Here is a 21258-nt window from a genome sequence, read left to right on the forward strand (position 1 = left end):
TTATTAACGTTCGGTTTTTAATGATTTTCTAATAAAAAAACAAGCTATTTTTAAAAGTAGCTTGTTGATTGTTAATATTCGGTTTTATTTTTGTTTATTAATTTGAAGTCTAACGGATATAACTTTAATAATACTGCATATAATGAAAATCGTAATGAATAATAGCGTAATCGTTGCGCCAGGCGGTGTATTAAATTGGTAAGATGACATTAATCCGCCAACCATCCCTATTACACCAACTATCACACCAATTATAATAACCAGATTAAAGCTACGACCCAATCGCATTGCAATTGCTGCAGGTAAAATCATAATTGCAGAAACGAGTAGTGCCCCGGCAATTGGCATCATTATAGCAATCGTCACACCTGTAACTGCGTTAAAACTAATTGACATCAATCTAACCGGTAACCCTTCAGCAAAAGCCGTCTCTTCGTCAAAAGTTAAAACATACATTGGCTTTTTGAATAGTAGGAAGAGAACGACAATTAATACAGTTAAAATTGCTAAAATGATAACCTGCGCTGAACTAATCGTCACAATTGAACCAAATAAATATTGCTGTACACTCATTGAACTGGCACCTTGATTTAAACTCATTAAAACTAAGGCAATTGATAGTCCGGCAGACATCATAATGGCAATTGAAACTTCTGAATACGTACGGTATAAATTGCTTAAAAATTCAATTAAAACTGAGGCAATTAAAACCACAATCAGTGTGGTAATTGTTGGATTAATATTAACAAACAATCCTAACGCGACCCCTGCTAACGAAACGTGTGACAATGTATCTGCCAAAAGCGATTGCCTTCTTAAAACTAAGAATAATCCCAATAACGGCGTAATTACTGCCATTAAAAGTGAAGCAATTAAAGCTCGTTGCATGAATCCATCGAGAAACATCTCCATTGTGAGTCCTCCTTTCTAACTAATTTAATGTGACGATCAATATATTCTGAAACATCTTCATGATCATGCGTTATCATCAAGATACCTTTATGATGCGTATGGGCTTCATGTTGTAATAATTCGTAGAAATCGTGACGCGATTGTTCATCCATCCCTGTTGTTGGTTCATCTAAAATAAATAAATCAGGATCTGCTGCAAAAATACGGGCTAAACAAACACGTTGTTTTTGACCACCAGATAATTCACCAATTTTATGATTCTTAAAGTTCCACATATTAACTGTTTCAAGTGCTTTTTTTATATGTTCATGATCATTTTTATTCAGACGTCTTAACCAACGATTTTGTTGGTAACGGCCTGATGCTACTAGTTCATATACTGTTGACGGAAACCCCGCATTAAATGATGAAATCTCTTGTGGGATATATCCGACACGTAATTTTTTATTATCTAAATTAGTTTTAGAAATTTCAGCAGTTCCTTTAGCCGGATGTAATAGGCCAAGTACATTTCTAATTAAAGTTGATTTTGCAGCACCATTTTCACCAGTTAAAATGACAAATTCACCCGAATCAATGTGGAAATTAATATCTTGTAAAACAGGTTCTTCATCGTAATAAAAGGTAAGATCTTTGACTTCAATATATTTCATCTATTCTCCTTATTTAACAACCGTTTTTAACGATTTTAAATTATCTTGCATAACTGAAAGGTATGTTTCTCCATTTTCGATTTGAACTTTTGATAGTCCTTCAATTGGATTCAATCCTTTAACCTTAATATTTGTTTCTTTAGCTAGCATATTCGCAATTTTACTAGAATCATTAGATTCAGTAAAAATGGTATCTACATGATACTTTTTAATATACGTTTGTAGCTCTGCCAAACGTCTTGGACTAGGTTCTTCATCCGAAGAAATACCCGCAACCGCAACTTGCGTTAGTCCATATTGTTTTGCCAAGTAAGCAAATGCAGCATGTTGCGTAACAAATGTTTTATTCTTAGCATTTTTAAATGTCGTTTTATATTCTTGATTTAATTCCGTTAATTTTTTCAAATAAGCATTTGTTCGTTTTACATAATACTTTTCATTTTTAGGATCTTGCTGAATTAATTCATTTGAAATGTTTTTAACCATTTTTTTTGCGTTTTCAGGATTTAACCAAATATGAGGGTCATAATTATTAGTCGATGAAAATGAACTTTCCTCTTCTTTATTAGCTAATTCAGCCTCTTCACTTTTCAATTCTTCGTTCTCATCAATCATTTTAATTGAATGACTAGAATTTAAAATCTGCGTTTGTTTTTCATCAATACTTGATTTCAAACTTTTAACCCACGTTTCCATATTATTACTACTATAGATAAAGATATCTGACCTCGCAATTTTACTAATATCCTTTGCACTAGGTTCGTAATCATGCGGTTCTGTCCCGGCAGGCATCAACATTGTTATATCTGCGTTATCGCCTGCAACTGCCTTAGTAAATTCATACACTGGGTAAAATGTCGTGATAACCTGTAATTTATTAGACTCTTTCTTAGTTGCCCCTTGCCCACACCCGGTCAATACAACAACTAACATCGTGAGTACTATGCTTACTAAAATTAATTTTTTTTGCATGGTTTCTCCCTCATTTTTTCAAATCGTAATCTAAATAGTAATCAATACCATTACCGACAAATATTAGAATATCATTTTAGGTACAGCTACGTCAACTTTTTTAAGTGTCACTACGGTGTTAAGCTGTCATTCGTATAAGTTCATCTTGTTATAATAACTGTATTTAAAGTCGACCTGTCAGCAAGTGAACCGTTTCCAATTTAAAAGTGAACTATATCATTAGAATTAAATATAATTTACTATTAATATCTTGCGCGCAAAAAGACGCAACATCATAACTAACCATTAGTTACGATGTTGCGTCTCATTATTTTATCTGGTAACTCTTATTTTACTCTAGAATATCTTGATATAATTCTAATCCTAGCCTATTCATTCCCGGAATCTGCTTATCTTCAGTTCCCGATTCTGACATCGCCACAACTATAAATGCCTTTTTATCTTTTTCTATAATGGCAGCATCATTTTGAATACCATATTCGTTGTATTCGCCTGTCTTATTATAGACTGTAACACCAGTTGGTAAGGACGATGGTAATTTAGTTAGATTTTTATTTTCTTTTAGTAAATCTAGCATTGCCTGATCCGATTGGTTAGACACTAATTTATGATTATACATTTTTTTAAGAATTTTACCCATATCTGTTACTGACGTTTTATTATCGATTCCTGAATTAAGGGCATCTGTATCCATCATTTTTCTTTTAATTGTTGTATTAATTGCGCCTAATTTTTTAATTTCTGTATTAATTGAAGCAAATCCACCAAGTTTATCAATCACAATATTTGCAGCAGTATTATCACTGTCATCAATCATTTTTTCTAATAATTCTTTATATGACAATCTAGTACCTGCGCTCATATTCTGGATTTCTCCCGTTCCACCGACCTTATCCGATTCTGATAAAACATAGCTATCCTTTAGGTTGATGGTCCCTTCTTTTTCCATAGAATAAGCTGTAATTAAAATAAATAATTTAATCATGCTGGCTGATCCTTGCGCATGATTATTTTCAACTACCGGTGCACTACCATCTGTTAACGAAACGTAGACCGAATTTTTTCCATCAACGTCATCCATATATGTTGCAATATCATTCTTAATTTTAACTTTATTTAGTACTAAACTATTTTCTGAAGATTGCGTTTTTTCCGATGTTTTCTTTTCTTTTGAGCTAGATACTGCAGTAGTTGTTTCCTTCGTCGGTACACTATCTTTGTGCGTTAACTTTCCAGCTATAAGATAACCGCCACCCGCTATAATAACAAGTAAAATAATTCCTAAAACTATTTTCATCGGGTTGTTATTTTTAGCTCGTTTTTCTGTTATTTCATTGTTTACTATTGGCGCTGCTACTTTATTAGTATCTTGCGCTTTCGGATTAAATTTAAAGCCACAATTATTGCAAAATTGATCCTCAACCTTATTTGCTATGTTGCATTGCGGACATGTTTTCATAGGAGCAACATTTTTATTTTCTAACGGTTGCCCACAATTATCACAGTATAATGCATCATTTTCATTCTGAGACCCACATTTCGAACAAATTTTCATATCTTCACCTCGTAATTTTTAGGACTTTAACTTATCCTTCATTACATCCCTATTTTTTCTATATATGTACTCAATATCTGTTACTCATAAACTAACTATCAACACTTATGTTTCCTCCATACCTTTCCCCAAATATGGCTTTTATTCTCCCAAAGACAATCCCCCATTTTCTTGCAAATTAGATTAATCTAACACGCTACATTAAATCATGTCTTAGTTATAAAGTTAACCTATATTAGGTAGTATGTAAATAGAAGGATGCGTTCTTAACTAGTCGCTTAATTAGTCATTATCTCCAATTTTTTAATAAAAAAAAGTGCTATCACAAAGTGACAACACTCTCTTCCAACAATAGCTGTACTAAATCCACTAATCTTTAATTTCTGCACCCAGAGAATCCTTAAAATGTGACAGTGCCCATACATGTCCAGCTTGATTAAAACTAGCTGTCGCCTTTTCATGAATGACAATCTTATAGCCCAAATTATATGCGTCAATTGCGGTATGCAAAACACAAATATCTGTGCAAACACCAATTAAATGCACTGTTTCAATTGACCGAGCTCGTAATCTTAAATCTAAATCCGTTCCCGCAAAAGCACTATATCTCGTTTTATCCATCATATAAACATTTGATTTATCTTTATGCGCCTGATACCAAGGCTCCAACTCACCATAGAATTTACGACCGTTTGTACCTGCAATATTATGTGGTGGAAATAAATTAGTTTCTGGATGAAATGGGTCATTTTCATAATGAATATCAGTTGCTAAAACAACATAATCACCTTTTTGTTCAAACTCATTCATTAATTCTATCACTCGAGCTTCAATCTCTTGAGCAGGTTTTCCCGCCGTTAAGTGTCCATCTGTCGCTACAAAATCATTTGTATAGTCAATTTCAATTAAGGCTTCCACAAGTTGTCCCTCATTTTCAGTTGTATTTAATGCCTTCAACATAACAAATTATGCTAATTATCGCAATAAAATCAACTTAACGGTCTCACTAGGTAGACCTCTTCACAGAAACCTTTTAAACTATTGTAGACGTGCTGTGCTCGACTTTTTTTACGACATATCGCAAATACAGTTGGGCCTGATCCACTCATTTCTGCTGCATCTGCCCCAAATTTTATCATTTTTTCTTTTAAACGTGTAATTTCGGGATGACGTTCAGCTGTAATCGGTTCAAGCGCATTACCTAGATTATCAATTATGGCATCCATATCGTCGTCCTCAATTGCATTCACAACGGCGTTTACATTTGGATGAGTGAGTCGCGTATAATCAATTTGTCTAATAATAGTTGGTGTTGAAACACTAATCTTAGGTTTTGCAACCACTAACCAAACAGGGGGTAAGTCTTTTAAAATAGCAATCTTCTCACCACGACCCGTTACATGAGCCGTTCTACTATAAACGCAGTAAGGCACATCAGAATCAATTTTTAAACCAATTTTTGCCAACTCTGCTAAAGATAAATTGAGTTTCCATAATTGATTCAAAGCACGTAAAACGGCTGCTGCATCTGATGAACCGCCACCTAGCCCAGCAGCAACTGGGATTTGCTTCTTGATATGTATTTGGGCACCTTTTTTAATCTGAAATTTATCCTGTAAAATTTTTGCTGCTTTATAGGCTAAATTTCGGTGATCACACGGTAAAAAACCACTATCAGTTTCCACTGTAATGTCCGTTCGATCGTCTAGCGATTTGATATGTAAGTAGTCTGCTAAATCAACTGATGTCATCACCATTCGCCATTCTTGTTCACCATCTTGATGGTTAAATGGGGTGTCTAAACTCAAGTTGATTTTAGCTGGGGCTTTTTCACGAATCTCCATGTTCTCACCTAATCCTATAAGTCCTTAATTAACTCTAATTATACTAATTATTTCTAAAAATAAAAGCCTAAGTTAAGATGTTCTAAAAACATCCCTACCTAGGCTTTTATACTTATTTTTAATCTTCAAAATCAATTTCAATATTTTTTGTTAATACGTCTGTGTAGCTATATGAAACGCGCTCGAATGAATTCTCATCTTGGTTTAAATCGACTACAAAAATAGCTGGGAATGTTTCGCGTAAAATCCCTTTACGTTCTGTAGTTTTCTTTCTACCGGCTTGAGCAACTACCGTTAAATTTTTTCCGACTTGGGCATCTAGCGTACCTTTGATGCTGGCTAAAGTTTCTGGCATGATGGGCTTCACCTTCTTATGTGAAACATCATACCATAGTTTCACAAGATTTGCAATTATACCACATCGAACATCAGTAGTTCAATAAGAAGTTAATTAAATTTCTCTTCTACTTTGATAAGATTGTTAGATAAAACAATAAATTCATGAATACTTAGTTTTTCAGCACGAATTTGAGCAGAAATTTCTGATGCATCCAATGCTGCTTGTAACGCTTCACGAATTTCTGGTGTTTTACCATAAATTGATTGTAAATTATTCCATAAACTTTTACGTCGATGTTGGAAACTTCCTTTAACTAATTTAAAGAAGACCTTTTCACTAATTGGGCGTTCAACGTCGCCTTCTTTTTGATTCAAAACAATAATAGCTGAATCAACATTAGGTTGTGGAATAAAGACGGTTCTTGGAACAACGAATGCGACTTCAGCATCCATTTCATATTGAACGGCTACCGTTAGTGATCCATATGTACGACTACCTGGATCAGCTGCAATTCGTTCTGCCACTTCTTTTTGCATCATAACAACGATTTTATCTAATTTAACCGCCGTTTCTAGTAAATGCATGATAATGGGCGTTGTAATGTAATAAGGTAAATTAGCGACTAATTTTAATGGATGCTGTCCATCAAAATGTTCTTCTACTAACGCTGGTAAATTAGCTTTTAAAATATCTTGTTCCACGATATCAACATTATCATATGGACTTAGTGTTTCGCCAAGTACAGGAATCAAATTTTGGTCAATTTCAATTGCTAAAACATGATGTGCACGTCTTGCTAATTGTTCAGTCAATGACCCAATACCAGGTCCGATTTCGATAACGTCATCTTCAGCCGTAATATCTCCGGCGTCCACAATATTCATTAGTACGTTTTTATCTGTTAAAAAATTTTGGCCTAAACTCTTTTTAAAAGTTAAACCATAAGTTTCCATAATTGCTTTAGTTCTAATAGGTGAAGCAATGTCTGGCACATCATTGTTAGCCATGTTTTTCCTCCGTTATTGTCTCGTTAATTTCTTGCAATGCGTCGACGAACTCTTCTGGTGAAATTTGAAATAGTTTCAATCGATTGTATAATTGTTTTCCATTTGTGTAACCAATTTTGAGATACTCACCTAATTTTTCACGCTTAGCTTTGGCATCCGGTCCGGCAATCAATCCTGCCGTTTGTAAATCCTCTAAGCTGATCAATGTTTCGCCATCAGGCATTTCTGTATACAAATGATCTAGCGCTTCACGAATCGCTTCAACTGAAGCATGTTCAACGCCTAAACTCCCTTTATGATCTGGGACAGCTTCACTTTTTTTCAGAAAAGCATGCTGTACATTTGGAACGCGTGCTGAAATAGTTTTACGAATTTTTTCACCAGAAAAATCAGGGTCCGTAAATACAATTACGCCTCGAGTTTCTTGCAACAGTTCAATTTGATCTAACGTTTCGTCACTAATAGCTGAGCCACGTGTTTCAATCGTATCTGCATTAACAGCTAAATGGATACGTTTTGTGTCATCGCGACCTTCAACTACGATTACTTCTCTAATTTTCTGCATATTACCCTATCCTAAATAAGTTTTCGGCATTTTTAAATGTTGCCGCTGCCATATCAATACTTGAACTCTCTCGAATTTTTGCGACAGCTTCCAAGACGTATCTTGTGTATCCTGGTTCATTGCGCTGACCTCTATAAGGTTCTGGCGTTAAATATGGTGCATCTGTTTCAATTAAAATTCGGTTGCTTGGTGTCACTTTAACGGCTTCATGAACTTCTTTAGCACTATTATAAGTCACAATACCACTATAGGATAAATGCATCCCTAAGTCTAAGAATTTCTCTGCCCATTTTGCATCACCATTAAAGCTATGCATAATGCCACCAATATCACGAATATCAGCTTCTTTCAGGATTGTATAAACATCCTCAAAGGCATCTCGATTATGAATAGAAATTGGTAATTTTAACGCCTTCGCAATCTCAACCTGACGTTTGAAAACTTTTTTCTGCGTTTCAATTGGAGACGTATCCCAATGGTAATCTAGGCCCATTTCACCCATTGCGACAACTTTTGGCGACTGTAATTGTTCTATCAAAACTTCTTCAGTCTCCGGTGTGTAGGTTTTTGCCTCTTCTGGATGCCAACCAATTATAGAATATAAATTAGGATAGCTTTTTGATAGTTCTAGTGATTTCAAAATGCTTGGTTGATCAAATCCAACAATTGCCATTTTAGTCACGTCAAATGCTTTTGCACGCTCAATAACTTCAGGAATTTCCGTTGTAAATTCATCAGAATTAATATGTGTATGTGTGTCAAATATTTCCAAGGGATACCTCTCCTTTCTAGCAGTAAAATGAAGAAGGACTAGAGCAAAACCAAGTTTTGTTTCCAGTCCTTACTTTATTTAGCCTACAATTGCGCCATTTTTAATATCTTCATCAACGGTAATTAATTTCAATTTACCATCGTATTCTACAGATAGAATCATTCCTTGGCTAATTTCGCCTTTCATCTTACGCGGTTTTAAGTTCGCAACAATCACAACTTTTTTTCCTAATAAGACATCTGTTTCAGGATAAAACTCTGCTACACCAGACAAGATTTGACGATGATCAGGATCACCAGCATCTAATCTAAATTTCAATAGTTTATCAGCATTTTGTACTTTTTCAACTTGAATAATTTCAGCAACTTTTAATTCATTTGGCTCAAATTGATCAAATGTCGTTTGAGGTAATGTTAAGTTTAGAGCCACATTTTCTGGATTCCAATCTAAAGAATCCTCTGTATCATTAACTGCCATTGCTTTACGCCCTTTCTTCTTATCTGAAACTGTCATTTGATCTTTAATATAGGCAATCTCTTCTTCAACATCTAAGCGTGGGAAAATAGGCGTTCCTTTTTCAACAACGACGCTGTCCATTGGGAAATCAGAGTAGTTTAATTCTTCAATAGCCATATCTGCCGTGTCTAAACCTAATTGTTCAAAAATTTCTTTAGGTGCATGCGTCATAATAGGTTGGATTAAGACAGCAATCACACGTAAACTAGCTGCTAAATGTACCATAACACTATCAAGTTCAGCTTTACGTGCTTCATCTTTAGCTAAAACCCATGGTTGTGTTTCATCAATATATTTATTTGTTCTAGCAACTAATTTCCAGATAGCATTTAATCCATCTGAGAATTCCATTTTATCCATTAATTCAGTATATTCCGTAATTGTATCTTCAGCTGTTTGACCTAAGTCTCCATCAAATTCAGTTACGTTACCCTTTAATGCTGGAATTTTACCACCATCGTATTTGTTAATCATCGCAACAGTTCTATTTAATAAGTTCCCTAAATCATTAGCTAAATCAAAATTAACACGTGAAACAAAGTCTTCTGGTGTGAAGACACCATCATTACCAAATGGTACAGCGCGCATTAAGTAGTAACGGAGTGCATCCAATCCATAGCGTTCTACTAACATTTCTGGATAGATAACGTTACCTTTTGATTTAGACATTTTACCGTCTTTCATTAACAACCAACCATGACCAAAAATTTGTTTTGGTAAAGGTAAATCGAGCGCCATCAAAATAATTGGCCAGTAAATCGTATGGAAACGCACGATTTCTTTACCAACCATTTGAACATCTGCAGGCCAATATTTATCAAATAGTTCAGTATCATCTGAACCATAACCCAAGGCTGTAATATAATTTGCTAAAGCGTCAATCCAAACATAAACAACATGTTTAGGGTTACTTTTAACTTTTACGCCCCAGTTAAATGTCGTTCTAGATACAGCAAGATCTTCCAAACCAGGTTTAATGAAATTATTTATCATTTCATTTTTACGTGATTCTGGTTGAATAAAATCAGGATGATCTTCATAATATTTTAGTAAACGATCTGCATATTTACTCATTTTAAAGAAATATGATTCTTCTTTAACTAATGAAACTTCGTGACCACTTGGCGCTTTACCACCAACCATTTTACCGTCATCATCACGGAAAACTTCAGCCAACTGTGATTCTGTAAAGAATTCTTCATCAGAAACAGAGTACCAGCCTTCGTATTCTCCTAAATAAATATCGCCTTGTTTAAGTAATTTATCGAAGATATATTGCACAGCTTTTTCATGTTGATCATCTGTTGTTCGAATAAATTTATCATTTGTAATTTCAAGGGTTTTCCATAATTCTTTAATATCACTAGCCATACCGTCGACATAAGCTTGTGGTGTTGTCCCTAATTCTTCAGCTTTTTGTTCGATTTTCAAACCATGTTCATCTGTTCCCGTTAAGAAGAAAACATCATATCCTTTTTGGCGTTTGTAACGTGCTAAGACGTCACACGCAATTGTTGTGTATGAATTTCCAATATGTAATTTACCAGATGGATAATAAATTGGTGTTGTTAAATAAAATGTGGGTTTTTCTGTCATTTTTTAAGACCCTTTCCGTATCGTATTTCATGTGTTTTTTAACATTCGTTCTGTATAAACTCCTTAACAGTATATCATAGTTTTCAGCCGATTTTAAGCAATAAAAAGAGACAGTCCGTGAGTTTAACATAGACTATCTCTTTTAAAATTAGCGTGCATATTTTTGAAATTGACGAATAATCATAATTTCTTTTTCAGATAGCTGTCCATCTAAAATGGTAATTAAAATCCGCCCAACCCGTCTTGGATCTTGTTTCAGTGCCGTGATACTAAACGTTATCGCCGCAACCATCAACGTTAGTAGTAACCCTTCACCTTTTGTGAAAACTGTTCCAAATAACGTTATTGGATTTCCACCAAAAAAACTAGAAAAACCAAAGTAAAACAGAATGAAGTCAAAAAACCGCTGAAAATAAGTTAGCCATTGTAATCTAGTCTTTAGATTATTTAATCGAGTAAAAATTTCACTGTGTTCAATCATTTTACAACAGTCCTTCACTATAATTTAATTTTAAAATCAACTAATTGTGAACCATTAAAATTTGTCAAATATCGATGAAATTCATCCTTTAAAATATAGGGTAACACAGGAACTAAATCAGGTGTTAGTCCGACGTTTTGCTTATTCAAAGCCCATTCAACTGGAAAGTCTGCTAAAATACCTTCTCGTGTTCTTTGTGGATATTGTTTTCCAAATGGTTGTTGTAAAGAGATATGAAATAACGCTATTGTAGCTTGATATTCGTCGTCCACTGACCATTCAAGATAACCCGTTGGTCTACATTGAGAATCGGTAATTTTGATTCCTGTTTCCTCATATAATTCACGAAGCATCCCTGCAAGTTCAGATTCTTGTGGTTCACGTTTACCACCAATTCCATTCCAAAGACCAACATATGGTTTTTTCAAACGATTTAATAATAAAATGTTGTTTCCAGCTGTGATAACAGCTAGATTATATTTTGCTAAATCAATCATTATTCAGCAGTTCTAACTATAAAGCGCATCTTAATTGTTTGCATTAATTCTAACACTGTCATATCGTACGTACGTAAAATAACCTCTTTTGAATCCGCATTTCTAGGTACTGTAATAACAAATGCATTTTGTTGATCATTCTTTTGAATACCAACATAAGCTGACGCAAAATTAACATTACTTTTAAATTCAGAATGCATAATATCAAACAATTGACGTACTTCTAATTTTAATTGACGTTCACTGAAAACTGGTGTTAACGTTGCAAACGTATTTAAGTACATTTTTGGTAATTTCCACGCTTCAAGTTGTGCATCGAAGGCTTTAAATAAGGCAACCGTTGCTCGGCGAGCTTCAAAAGGTGCACGTAAGTCATTAGATGTTAAGATTTCCAATAATTTAAGTGCAGCATCTGTTGCGATAGGGTAAAATTCTAAGAATTTTTCAGTAATTTGTTCCATATCTTCATTTTGAAAGAACACCAAAGCATCTAAAAGTGTGATTAATCGGTACATTCCCCATTCATCTGGGCCGCTACCTTCTTTAGGTTCAGCAGTCACTGTTGCCAAGATTCCTTGATAGAATAATTCTCTAATATTATCATCAATAAACCCATTTTCTTCTTGTAATCTAAAAATAGTCCCATGTAAAACCGTATCATAAAGTTGAACAGCCGTCGCATTGATTTTATCGTCGATATTAAAATCATCCGTTGTCATTTTTAACATTAATTCAGGTGCCTGATTAAGTTGCAAGAAAAAATGGAATAGTTCATGCGAAATCAAGTAATCAGGTGCTGTAATATCAGTCACATTAATAATGAAATTTCCATCTTCTAACCGAGATTCTACTTGTTGATGCTTAATAAACCCAACTTTTTCGCCACCATATTGAATTTTAATTTCTCCATCAAATTGTTCTTTAATTGTAGTAATTAAATTTTGTGTATTTTGGTGTAATGTAATCTCAACCATTTAATTATCCCCTTTTTTTCTTAATTCATTTAGTTTTTTTGTTGCAACCTCTGTATCTGGTCGATTCTCATTTTTTAATAACTCAGTTAATTGTGCCACTTCTTCGTCTACAGCGCCAACTTTAACTGCCAGTGATTTTAGTTGAAGACCCATATGTCCCTTTTGAATACCCTCAGAAACAAGTGCTTTAAGTGCCGCTAAATTTTGAGCTAACCCAACACTTGCAACCAAACTAGCAAGCTCTTTTGCTGATCGAATACCCATCATTTTTTTATTAATTTGAACCATTGGGACAATATCAATCGAACCCCCAACAACTCCTATGGGCATTGGTAATTTAATTATGCCAACTAAATTATCACTGACTATCGACCATTTCGTCAAGCCACGATACTGGCCATCTTGGCTAGCATAAGCATGAGCACCTGCTTCAACGGCACGCCAATCGTTTCCCGAAGCAATGAGAACCGCATCAATCCCATTCATAATACCTTTATTATGTGTGACGGCACGATATGGGTCAAGTTGAGCCACTCGACTTGCTGAGACAATTTTCTTAGCTATGTGTTCACCACTAATTTCTGCAGAATCTAACAACGTAAAAGGAATTGAGCAGCTTGATTCAACTAATGAATCTGTTGCGTAGTTGGATAGAATACTCATAAGGACGTCTTGTTTAAACTGTGTTTGCAGCGTTTCACCAACTGCCTCCATCATTGTATTTACACTATTAGCGCCCATTGCTTCTTGAACATCTACTGCTAAATCTACCGAAATTAGATCAGCTGCTAGTTTTCGAACTCTGACCCAACGTGCGCCACCGCCTCGTTTTACAAGTGAAGGACGAGCAGCATTCGCTATTTTAATTAAATTCAATTGTTGTTCATTAATTTGGTTGATAACGTTATCCGCATCATCAATATTTTCTAAAATAACTTGACCTATCATTAAGCGTGATTTAATTTTTGTTGTAAATCCACCCGCAGATGCAATTATTTTTGCCCCATTATTATTTGCCGCAATTACAGAAGGTTCTTCAGTTACCATTGGGACCGTCATCTTTTTTCCATCAACTAAATAATTAAACGCAATACCTTCTGGCAAGGTAAAATCTGCTATATAATTTTCAGTCATCTGATCCCCTAATTCATGATTAAGAGCATGCGTTTCTATTTCTAATTTTTCATCATCTGAAATAAGATTGTCATTTAATAAGGTTATTAATCTATCATGCCATTTTTTTTGATAAAATTTTATAAATTTTGTCATTACCTTAGTCCTTTTTGTTGTTTTTACTTTTAGTAAGAGAAATAATTGGTTTCTTAGCTTATTTTACGCTATTATAGATAGATAATATATTACTTTTAAAAAAAGGGGCGTACTAAAATGAAAAAAATATTAAGTCTTGCCAGTGTGTTATTGATTGCTCTTGCTTTAACCGCCTGCGGTAAATCGAAAGATACAGCATCCGATGTAACACAAACAAAGGGTACATTAACAATCGGATTAGAAGGTACTTACCGCCCTTATAGTTACCACGATAGTAACAATAAATTAACTGGTTTCGAAGTTGATCTTGGTAAACAATTAGCTAAAAAAATGGATTTAACGCCTAAATTTATCGAATCAAAATGGGATTCATTAGTTGCAGGATTAGATGCTAACAAATACGACGTTGTTTTAAACAACGTTGGTGTTACAAAAGAACGTCAAGATAAATACAACTTTACATCACCTTATATTTATTCAAAATCAATTTTAGTCGTCAAAAATAATAACTCTTCTATTAAAACGATTAAAGATATTAAGGGTAAAAAGATGGCACAAACGGTTACAAGTGAAAATGGAGCCGATGCTGAACGCCTTGGTGCTGATGTTGTCTCAACAGATGATTTTGCAAATACAATCAGTTTAATCCTAGATGGTCGGGCTGATGGTACCATTAACAGTAACGATGCTGTCTATTCATACTTAAAAGAAAAACCTGATACGAACATTAAAACAATTTCAACAGGTTCTGAAATTCCAGCATTAAAAGTTGCTGGCTTAATCCAACAGGACAACCCAAAATTACAAAAAGAATTAAACAAAGCACTTAAAGAATTACGTGCTGATGGCTCATTATCAAAACTATCAAAAAAATATTTTGGTAGCGACATCACAAATAAATAATTCCAAAAGGACTGGTGCAAAATCCATTTTGTCATCAGTCTTTTTTTATTAATAATAGATTAAGAGAGGTTCCGCGTTTATGAAACTTGTTATTGATTCACTCCCAACCATTTTAGAAGCTGGAATTCGCTACACTATCCCTTTGACGATAATTTCATTCGTTATCGGGATCATCATCGCAATTATCACCGCACTAGTTCGAATATCAGATATAAAAAAAGGCAGTACCTTCACCCAAATTTTAAAAGGGATTGGTAAAGCATTCTTTTCATTCTATGTTTGGATTTTCAGAGGAACGCCTTTGATTGTGCAATTATTTATCCTATTTTATGGACTACCTAGATTACCAGCACCTTATACAGTTGAATTCGGCGCATTCAGTGCCGCTGTTATTGTTTTTTCATTAAACGTTGGTGCTTATGCATCGGAAACAATTCGTGCAGCTATTCTATCAATTTCAAAAGGTCAGTGGGAAGCTGGTTACGCCATTGGTATGACACACACAACCGTGTTATTTCGCGTTATTTTACCACAAGCAGCACGGGTCTCACTTCCACCTTTATCAAATAGTTTCATTGGTTTAATAAAGGATACGTCATTAGCCTTCTCAATCACGATTGTCGAAATGTTTTCCGTTGGTCAACAAATTGCGGCAAGAACTTATGAACCTATGACCTTATACTGTGAAGTAGCGGTCGTTTATCTAGTCTTTTGCTCAATTTTAAACGTTGGTCAATATTATCTAGAAAAAAGAACATCGCGTTACATTAAAAATAACTAGGAGGTCTTAACTTTGATTAAATTTGAAAATGTTAATAAATACTTCGACCAACATAAAGTCTTAAAATCGTTGTCATTTGAATTACCAGAAAACGAAACAACCGTCATCGTTGGTCCTTCTGGTTCCGGTAAATCAACCTTATTACGCTCATTTAATTTATTAGAACAACCCGAAGAAGGTCTCTACTCATTAGATGATAAAAAGATCGACTTTACCCAACCAATCAGTGAAAAAACAATTTTGGAAGTTCGTCGTGAAACAGGTATGGTTTTCCAAGACTATAACTTATTTCCTCATTTAACTGTTTTGAAAAATGTTATGGAAGGACCCCTTCACGTTTTAAAGGAACAAAAATTAATTGTTGCACAACGCGCTGAAGAACTTTTAGAATTAGTCGGTCTTTCAGATCGTGCTAATTACTATCCAAGCCAGTTATCTGGTGGTCAACAACAACGTGTAGCTATTGCTAGAGCAATGGCAATGAATCCTAAATATTTATTATTTGATGAACCAACTTCTGCACTAGATCCTGAATTAGAAGCAGAGGTTTTAAGAGTTCTACTTAAGTTGGATATAGAAAAAAAATCAATGGTTATCGTTACTCATAATATGGCCTTTGCAAAAGCTGTTGCCAATAATATCATTTTTCTAGAAGATGGCAATATCTTATTTAATGGTTCACCAGACGAATTTTTCAATCACCCTACAGAACGCATTCAAAAATTTTTATCAGCAATGACATTCGAAGATATTTTACCAAAATAAAAAGACATCAATTTTTGATGTCTTTTTATTTACCTAATTTAGTTGTTAAATAACCTTCTCGGACACCACTTTCAGAAAAAATGACACCAACAGAATTTAAATATTGTCCCAGAACAACAACTGGTGCAATTCCACCTACAATAATATCCGCACGGTTAGAAGCTATACCACTGACTTGTGCACGCTTTTTAGTCGTCAAGCCTACCAAGTCCTCAAAAGTTAATGAAACTGCCTTACGTGACAATTGATAGCCATTAATTGCCTCCGTATTAATTAGCTTCTGTTTTTTGCGGTTTAAACGTCCAATAATTCGATTTGAGCCGCCAAGTAGTACGAGGGGCAACTCCATTGCTTCCTTCAACCACTCCAACTTTTGAAAAGCGGTCACCAAGTACTCCATTAACTGAAATAATTCTTTACTCGTAATCTGTTCATTTTTTAAATATTTTTCGGATAAAGTCACTGCACCAAATGGCAAACTCACAAGATGTACCACTTTTCGATTAACCACATGGATTAATTCACTGCTTGCGCCACCTGTATCCAAAATCAAGCAATCATGAATTGGTAAGGCTTCCATTACACCCATATAATCGTAATAAGCTTCATCATCCCCACTTAAAACTTCAATATCAGCACCAACTGCCTCTTTAATTCGACGTAAAAATTCTTTTTGATTTCGAGCCATTCGTACAGCTGCAGTGGCAATTCCATGTACAGCAACCGGTCCATAAATATCATATTGTTTTTTAAAACTAACTAAGGCTTCAATTGTCCTAGCCATCGCATGTTCCTGTAACACTCGGGATTTCCCCATCCCTTCAGATAATCGTGTTTCCGATTTTAAACGCTTAATTTCTTTAAATTGTCCATTATCAAGTTGTTCGTTAATTGATAATCGAACCGAATTTGAACCCAAATCCAATAAAACAAACTTTTCCATTATTACTCACCTCATACTAAATCAAAGAAACGTTTCACAACCGAACTAGTTAAAATAATTAATTCCAATCGCATCTCTAACTTCGTTCAATGTTTGGTTTGCAACAGCATTAGCTTTATCACTACCCGCTTTTAACATTGCATAAATGGCTTCAGGATCTTTAGCTAATTCAGCTCGTCGTTCACGAATTGGAGCTAACTCAGCTTCAAGTACTTCATTTAAATAACGTTTAATTTTAACATCGCCTAAGCCACCTGCTTGATACTGGGCCTTAAGTTCGGCAACTTTTTCAGTATCTTTATCAAAGATATCAAGATAAGTAAATACCATGTTACCCTCAACTTTACCTGGATCTTCAACATGAATATGATCTGGATCTGTATACATTGACATTACTTTCTTCTTCAATGTCTCCGCATCATCGGCAAGGAAAATCCCGTTTCCTAGTGACTTACTCATTTTTGCATTACCATCTAATCCAGGTAAACGTCCTTGCCCTTTTGGAGGGAAGACACCTTCTGGTTCAACAAGAATATCTTGTTGATAAATTGTATTAAAACTTCTAACGATTTCGCGTGTTTGTTCAATCATTGGTTCTTGATCATCGCCAACAGGTACAACTGTTGCTTTAAATGCTGTAATATCTGCAGCCTGGCTAACCGGATAAACAAAAAATCCGGCAGGAATACTGCGTTCAAAATTCTTTTGTTGAATTTCAGCTTTAACTGTAGGATTACGTTCCAAGCGAGAAACAGTTACCAAATTCAAGTAATAACTTGTTAGTTCCGTTAATGCAGGAATTTGAGATTGAACAAAAATAGTTGATTTGTTTGGATCAATACCAACCGCTAGATAATCTAACGCTACTTGAATTAAACTATTTTTAATTTTTTCCGGATCACGTGCGTTATCTGTCAAAGCTTGTTGATCAGCAATCATGATGAATATCTCATAATCACCAGAATTTTGCATTTCAACACGATTCTTTAATGAACCGATGTAGTGCCCGATATGTAGTTTCCCCGTAGGTCGATCCCCTGATAAGACTACTTTTTTTGTCATATTTACGCTCCCTTTCTATCTATAAAAAAAGTCCTATTGTTAGTAAATAACAATAGGACGACTGTCTCGTGGTACCACCTAAATTGCAGAATAAAATTCTGCCACTTACCGATAAGGAGGTTACCCAAAATTCTCATATATCCAATTCAGTCCGCCACCATACCTTCCAGCAAAATCAGTATGTCCCTGTTCTAGTTGGCGTTCCTACTTCGCAATAATCAATGAATTATCTATTAGTGTAAGTGTAGCGTGTTCAACAGAAAAAATCAAATAATATTAAATACTAGACGAATATTTCAAAAACCTTTAAACTAGGTCAATAGTACAAAGGGGGCATTAAGATGTCAGAAGAAGAAATCGAACAAAATAGAGTTGATTCAATTATTACTGAAATTAATCACCAATCTATTAAAACAGCCGAACTATGTGAAAAAGCACATAAAGAAACCTCATCAGTTGAAAAAAACTATGTAGATAATGCCAAAATCAATACTTTTGAAGTTGATGATAGAATTGAAACGAATGCCGAAGTGCAACAACAGAAACAATTGGTCGCCACGACTATCCAAACTGAAGAAATATTAGAAAAACAGGTTCATACTTTAAAACAATTAGGCGATTCACCTTATTTTGGACGTATCGACATCCAAGACGATGGCGATCCAGAACAGGAACAACTCTATATTGGTCTAGCCTCTCTAGTAGATGATCATCAAAATTTTCTAATACATGACTGGCGTGCACCTATTTCAAGTATTTATTATAACGGCGCATTGGGTCATATTTCTTATAAGACACCACAAGGAACTCAAATGACAGAATTATCCAAAAAACGTCAATTTCAAATTAAAGAAGGTAAAATCCTATCGATGTTTGATACCAATGAAACAATTGGCGATGAATTATTGCAACAAGTTTTAGGCGAACAAAGTGACACACAGATGAAAAATATTGTTTCTACAATTCAACAAGAACAAAACACAATTATTCGAGATACAACAAGTGACTTATTAGTTGTCCAGGGGGTTGCCGGAAGTGGGAAAACATCCGCTATTCTACAACGTATTGCATTTCTACTCTATCACTCAAGAACATCACTAAATGCGGATCAAATTATATTATTTTCTCCAAATCTACTTTTCAGTCACTATATTTCCGATGTACTACCTAGCCTGGGCGAAAAGAACATGAGACAAGTCACGTTAGCCGAATTCTTCTCTAATCGTTTTCAAGGATTAAAGGTTGAAACCTTATTTGAAAATTATGAGTCAAACAATAAACATGCTTCATCTGATTTAAGAGGTAATGCACTTTTAAAAAAAACAATTGAAAATTACTTAAATGCAGTAGATTCATCTGAATTAGCCTTCACAGATATCATTTATGAAGGTATCCCGTTCTTTAAAAAAGAAGAAATCGCTAATATATTTACACATCTACCACATAATATGTTGTCATCAGATAAATTTACCGCAACAAAAAATACACTAACAAAACGATTAAAAACTAGAATTGCCGAAATGGCAGAATCTGATTGGATGCGTGAAGAAATTGATTCGTTATCTGATTCTCAATATGAAACATATTTAAGTGATTATGAACGCGATGAATTTGATAGTATTGATAAAGAAATATCATATATTGGTACCATTATATTAAAAGATCGCTTTAATATTGTATATGATGCGATTTACAATAATTATTTTATTGATATTTATGAGCAATATGCTAAATTCCTTGAAATTACAATTTCAATAGAAGAAAAAAAATCATTCCAATCAAACTTAGAGCTTCATAAAATCACGTTATTAGATGCCACACCACTACTATTGCTACGAGACTTACTAACGGGTGATGGTCAAAATAGAAATATCGAACATCTTTTTATTGATGAAATTCAAGATTACTCTCCGCTGCAACTCTTATATTTAAAAAATTGTTTTCCTAACGCTAAATTAACACTTTTAGGAGATAGTGAGCAAGCTTTATTCTATGATTTAATCTTACCAGCTAAATTTTTAGAAAATTTAAATCATATTTTACAAGTTAAAAAAACTAATTTAATTATTTTAAATAAAAGTTACCGATCAACATTTGAAATTACTAATTTTGCAAAATCATTGCTACCAGACGGAAATAGCATTGAATCATTCACACGTCATGGCGAATTACCTAAAATATACTTTAGTAAAACCCGGGCTTCTGCACTAGCATCTTTAATAGCCCTAATTAAAAATGGTGATACTAATAACCAACCAGTAACTATCATCACTAAAAATTTGGCTGAATGTAAATTACTATATAGTGAACTCAGATCATTAGTAAAATTAACAATGGTTACAGATGGCGACAGAAAAATTCCAGAAGAAACAATAATATTACCTATTTATTTAGCTAAAGGCTTGGAATTTGATTCTGTTATTGCTTTTGATATTTCAAAAAAAAATTATATTTCAAAAAATGATCTTGGTACCCTTTATACTCTTTGTTCACGAGCAATGCATACCTTAACTATCTTTTCCATTGAGTCACTATCTCCGTTGCTTACGAATTCCATAAATAATTCTAGTGTTTTGATTGTTTAAATTTAGGTTGATTTATTTTTAATATTACTATAGACTTTTATAGTAATGCCGCTTTAGCTCAGTAGGTAGAGTATCACCATGGTAAGGTGGGGGTCACCGGTTCAAATCCGGTAAGCGGCTTTTTATTTTACAATCGCATAAAAAAAGGACATTAACAATTATGTTAATGTCCTTTTTTTATTTATTATTAGCATGGCAACGTCCTACCCTCGCAGGGGGCGACCCCCAACTACTCTTGGCGCTAAGAAGCTTAACTTCTGTGTTCG

General features: G+C 34.3%; 20 protein-coding genes, 1 tRNA gene, 1 rRNA gene and 1 pseudogene. 5 read left to right on the top strand and 18 right to left on the bottom strand.

The window, feature by feature from the left end; translation table 11 throughout:
* Positions 1 to 84: 84 nt before the first annotated feature.
* The 15 genes and pseudogenes from AC1RP4_RS06260 to AC1RP4_RS06330 form a co-directional block, all read right to left on the bottom strand.
* Positions 85 to 912, bottom strand: coding sequence for a metal ABC transporter permease (locus AC1RP4_RS06260; protein ID WP_481761789.1), 828 nt, complete (start codon positions 910 to 912; stop codon positions 85 to 87).
* Positions 873 to 1565: a metal ABC transporter ATP-binding protein gene (locus AC1RP4_RS06265; protein ID WP_481761790.1), complete on the bottom strand. Its 693-nt coding sequence runs from the start codon at positions 1563 to 1565 to the stop codon at positions 873 to 875. Before AC1RP4_RS06265 ends, AC1RP4_RS06260 begins: the two co-directional genes overlap by 40 nt.
* Before the next feature lie 9 nt (positions 1566 to 1574).
* Positions 1575 to 2537, bottom strand: coding sequence for a metal ABC transporter substrate-binding protein (locus tag AC1RP4_RS06270; protein ID WP_481761791.1), 963 nt, complete (start codon positions 2535 to 2537; stop codon positions 1575 to 1577).
* A 331-nt stretch (positions 2538 to 2868) separates the two neighbouring features.
* On the bottom strand, positions 2869 to 4092 hold the full coding sequence (locus AC1RP4_RS06275; protein ID WP_481761792.1) for a serine hydrolase: 1224 nt from the start codon (positions 4090 to 4092) through the stop codon (positions 2869 to 2871).
* A 369-nt stretch (positions 4093 to 4461) separates the two neighbouring features.
* Entirely contained in the window at positions 4462 to 5052 is a 591-nt protein-coding gene (locus AC1RP4_RS06280; protein ID WP_481761793.1) for a cysteine hydrolase family protein, read from the bottom strand.
* Between the two features lie 29 nt (positions 5053 to 5081).
* Entirely contained in the window at positions 5082 to 5936 is an 855-nt protein-coding gene (gene ispE / locus AC1RP4_RS06285; protein WP_481761794.1) for a 4-(cytidine 5'-diphospho)-2-C-methyl-D-erythritol kinase, read from the bottom strand.
* A 118-nt stretch (positions 5937 to 6054) separates the two neighbouring features.
* Positions 6055 to 6291, bottom strand: a complete 237-nt coding sequence (locus tag AC1RP4_RS06290; protein ID WP_409021932.1) for a Veg family protein — start codon at positions 6289 to 6291, stop codon at positions 6055 to 6057.
* A gap of 92 nt (positions 6292 to 6383) precedes the next feature.
* Positions 6384 to 7283, bottom strand: coding sequence for a 16S rRNA (adenine(1518)-N(6)/adenine(1519)-N(6))-dimethyltransferase RsmA (rsmA, locus tag AC1RP4_RS06295; protein WP_409021931.1), 900 nt, complete (start codon positions 7281 to 7283; stop codon positions 6384 to 6386).
* Positions 7276 to 7848, bottom strand: a complete 573-nt coding sequence (gene rnmV, locus AC1RP4_RS06300) for a ribonuclease M5 (protein ID WP_409021930.1) — start codon at positions 7846 to 7848, stop codon at positions 7276 to 7278. Before rnmV ends, rsmA begins: the two co-directional genes overlap by 8 nt.
* Position 7849: 1 nt before the next feature.
* A complete protein-coding gene (locus tag AC1RP4_RS06305) occupies positions 7850 to 8620 on the bottom strand; it encodes a TatD family hydrolase (protein ID WP_481761795.1) in 771 nt (256 codons plus the stop codon).
* A 78-nt stretch (positions 8621 to 8698) separates the two neighbouring features.
* Entirely contained in the window at positions 8699 to 10732 is a 2034-nt protein-coding gene (gene metG, locus AC1RP4_RS06310) for a methionine--tRNA ligase (protein ID WP_481761796.1), read from the bottom strand.
* A 148-nt stretch (positions 10733 to 10880) separates the two neighbouring features.
* Positions 10881 to 11213 (bottom strand): hypothetical protein, encoded by a 333-nt coding sequence (locus AC1RP4_RS06315; protein WP_409021927.1) that lies wholly within the window; start codon positions 11211 to 11213, stop codon positions 10881 to 10883.
* Positions 11214 to 11230: 17 nt separating this feature from the next.
* Positions 11231 to 11710 (bottom strand): NUDIX domain-containing protein, encoded by a 480-nt coding sequence (locus tag AC1RP4_RS06320; protein ID WP_481761797.1) that lies wholly within the window; start codon positions 11708 to 11710, stop codon positions 11231 to 11233.
* Entirely contained in the window at positions 11710 to 12684 is a 975-nt protein-coding gene (locus AC1RP4_RS06325) for an IpaB/EvcA family protein (protein WP_481761798.1), read from the bottom strand. The genes AC1RP4_RS06320 and AC1RP4_RS06325 overlap by 1 nt, the downstream gene beginning before the upstream one ends.
* A pseudogene (locus AC1RP4_RS06330) lies at positions 12685 to 13956 on the bottom strand (hydroxymethylglutaryl-CoA reductase, degradative); the annotation flags it as partial.
* Between the two features lie 114 nt (positions 13957 to 14070).
* Here AC1RP4_RS06330 and AC1RP4_RS06335 point away from each other — a divergent pair.
* The 3 genes from AC1RP4_RS06335 (at position 14071) to AC1RP4_RS06345 (ending at position 16402) form a co-directional block, all read left to right on the top strand.
* Positions 14071 to 14856 (top strand): transporter substrate-binding domain-containing protein, encoded by a 786-nt coding sequence (locus AC1RP4_RS06335; protein ID WP_481761799.1) that lies wholly within the window; start codon positions 14071 to 14073, stop codon positions 14854 to 14856.
* Positions 14857 to 14935: 79 nt separating this feature from the next.
* Positions 14936 to 15637 (top strand): amino acid ABC transporter permease, encoded by a 702-nt coding sequence (locus tag AC1RP4_RS06340; RefSeq protein ID WP_481761800.1) that lies wholly within the window; start codon positions 14936 to 14938, stop codon positions 15635 to 15637.
* Positions 15638 to 15649: 12 nt separating this feature from the next.
* Positions 15650 to 16402 carry an amino acid ABC transporter ATP-binding protein gene (locus AC1RP4_RS06345; RefSeq protein ID WP_481761801.1) on the top strand — a complete coding sequence of 251 codons (753 nt, stop codon included), beginning with the start codon at positions 15650 to 15652 and terminating at the stop codon, positions 16400 to 16402.
* Between the two features lie 25 nt (positions 16403 to 16427).
* Here the strand turns inward: AC1RP4_RS06345 and AC1RP4_RS06350 are convergent, their stop codons facing one another.
* Entirely contained in the window at positions 16428 to 17345 is a 918-nt protein-coding gene (locus AC1RP4_RS06350) for a Ppx/GppA phosphatase family protein (protein ID WP_481761802.1), read from the bottom strand.
* Positions 17346 to 17390: 45 nt separating this feature from the next.
* Positions 17391 to 18407, bottom strand: a complete 1017-nt coding sequence (trpS, locus tag AC1RP4_RS06355) for a tryptophan--tRNA ligase (RefSeq protein WP_481761803.1) — start codon at positions 18405 to 18407, stop codon at positions 17391 to 17393.
* A 341-nt stretch (positions 18408 to 18748) separates the two neighbouring features.
* On the opposite strand from trpS, the gene helD reads away from it, so the two are divergent.
* Positions 18749 to 20992, top strand: a complete 2244-nt coding sequence (helD, locus tag AC1RP4_RS06360) for an RNA polymerase recycling motor HelD (protein WP_481761804.1) — start codon at positions 18749 to 18751, stop codon at positions 20990 to 20992.
* A 47-nt stretch (positions 20993 to 21039) separates the two neighbouring features.
* Positions 21040 to 21112: transfer RNA gene (locus AC1RP4_RS06365), tRNA-Thr, on the top strand.
* A gap of 70 nt (positions 21113 to 21182) precedes the next feature.
* Here AC1RP4_RS06365 and rrf read toward each other — a convergent pair.
* Positions 21183 to 21258: ribosomal RNA gene (gene rrf / locus AC1RP4_RS06370) — 5S ribosomal RNA — on the bottom strand; the annotation flags it as partial.

Source organism: Dellaglioa sp. CoH-56-MRSF-10, from assembly GCF_056782175.1.

Excerpts from the sequence above, each read along its gene's own strand:
- AC1RP4_RS06260 (WP_481761789.1), bottom strand. The coding sequence starts at position 912 with ATGGAGATGTTTCTCGATGGATTCATGCAACGAGCTTTAATTGCTTCA.
- AC1RP4_RS06265 (WP_481761790.1), bottom strand. The coding sequence starts at position 1,565 with ATGAAATATATTGAAGTCAAAGATCTTACCTTTTATTACGATGAAGAA.
- AC1RP4_RS06270 (WP_481761791.1), bottom strand. The coding sequence starts at position 2,537 with ATGCAAAAAAAATTAATTTTAGTAAGCATAGTACTCACGATGTTAGTT.
- AC1RP4_RS06275 (WP_481761792.1), bottom strand. The coding sequence starts at position 4,092 with ATGAAAATTTGTTCGAAATGTGGGTCTCAGAATGAAAATGATGCATTA.
- AC1RP4_RS06280 (WP_481761793.1), bottom strand. The coding sequence starts at position 5,052 with ATGTTGAAGGCATTAAATACAACTGAAAATGAGGGACAACTTGTGGAA.
- ispE (WP_481761794.1), bottom strand. The coding sequence starts at position 5,936 with ATGGAGATTCGTGAAAAAGCCCCAGCTAAAATCAACTTGAGTTTAGAC.
- AC1RP4_RS06290 (WP_409021932.1), bottom strand. The coding sequence starts at position 6,291 with ATGCCAGAAACTTTAGCCAGCATCAAAGGTACGCTAGATGCCCAAGTC.
- rsmA (WP_409021931.1), bottom strand. The coding sequence starts at position 7,283 with ATGGCTAACAATGATGTGCCAGACATTGCTTCACCTATTAGAACTAAA.
- rnmV (WP_409021930.1), bottom strand. The coding sequence starts at position 7,848 with ATGCAGAAAATTAGAGAAGTAATCGTAGTTGAAGGTCGCGATGACACA.
- metG (WP_481761796.1), bottom strand. The coding sequence starts at position 10,732 with ATGACAGAAAAACCCACATTTTATTTAACAACACCAATTTATTATCCA.
- AC1RP4_RS06315 (WP_409021927.1), bottom strand. The coding sequence starts at position 11,213 with ATGATTGAACACAGTGAAATTTTTACTCGATTAAATAATCTAAAGACT.
- AC1RP4_RS06320 (WP_481761797.1), bottom strand. The coding sequence starts at position 11,710 with ATGATTGATTTAGCAAAATATAATCTAGCTGTTATCACAGCTGGAAAC.
- AC1RP4_RS06325 (WP_481761798.1), bottom strand. The coding sequence starts at position 12,684 with ATGGTTGAGATTACATTACACCAAAATACACAAAATTTAATTACTACA.
- AC1RP4_RS06335 (WP_481761799.1), top strand. The coding sequence starts at position 14,071 with ATGAAAAAAATATTAAGTCTTGCCAGTGTGTTATTGATTGCTCTTGCT.
- AC1RP4_RS06340 (WP_481761800.1), top strand. The coding sequence starts at position 14,936 with ATGAAACTTGTTATTGATTCACTCCCAACCATTTTAGAAGCTGGAATT.
- AC1RP4_RS06350 (WP_481761802.1), bottom strand. The coding sequence starts at position 17,345 with ATGGAAAAGTTTGTTTTATTGGATTTGGGTTCAAATTCGGTTCGATTA.
- trpS (WP_481761803.1), bottom strand. The coding sequence starts at position 18,407 with ATGACAAAAAAAGTAGTCTTATCAGGGGATCGACCTACGGGGAAACTA.
- helD (WP_481761804.1), top strand. The coding sequence starts at position 18,749 with ATGTCAGAAGAAGAAATCGAACAAAATAGAGTTGATTCAATTATTACT.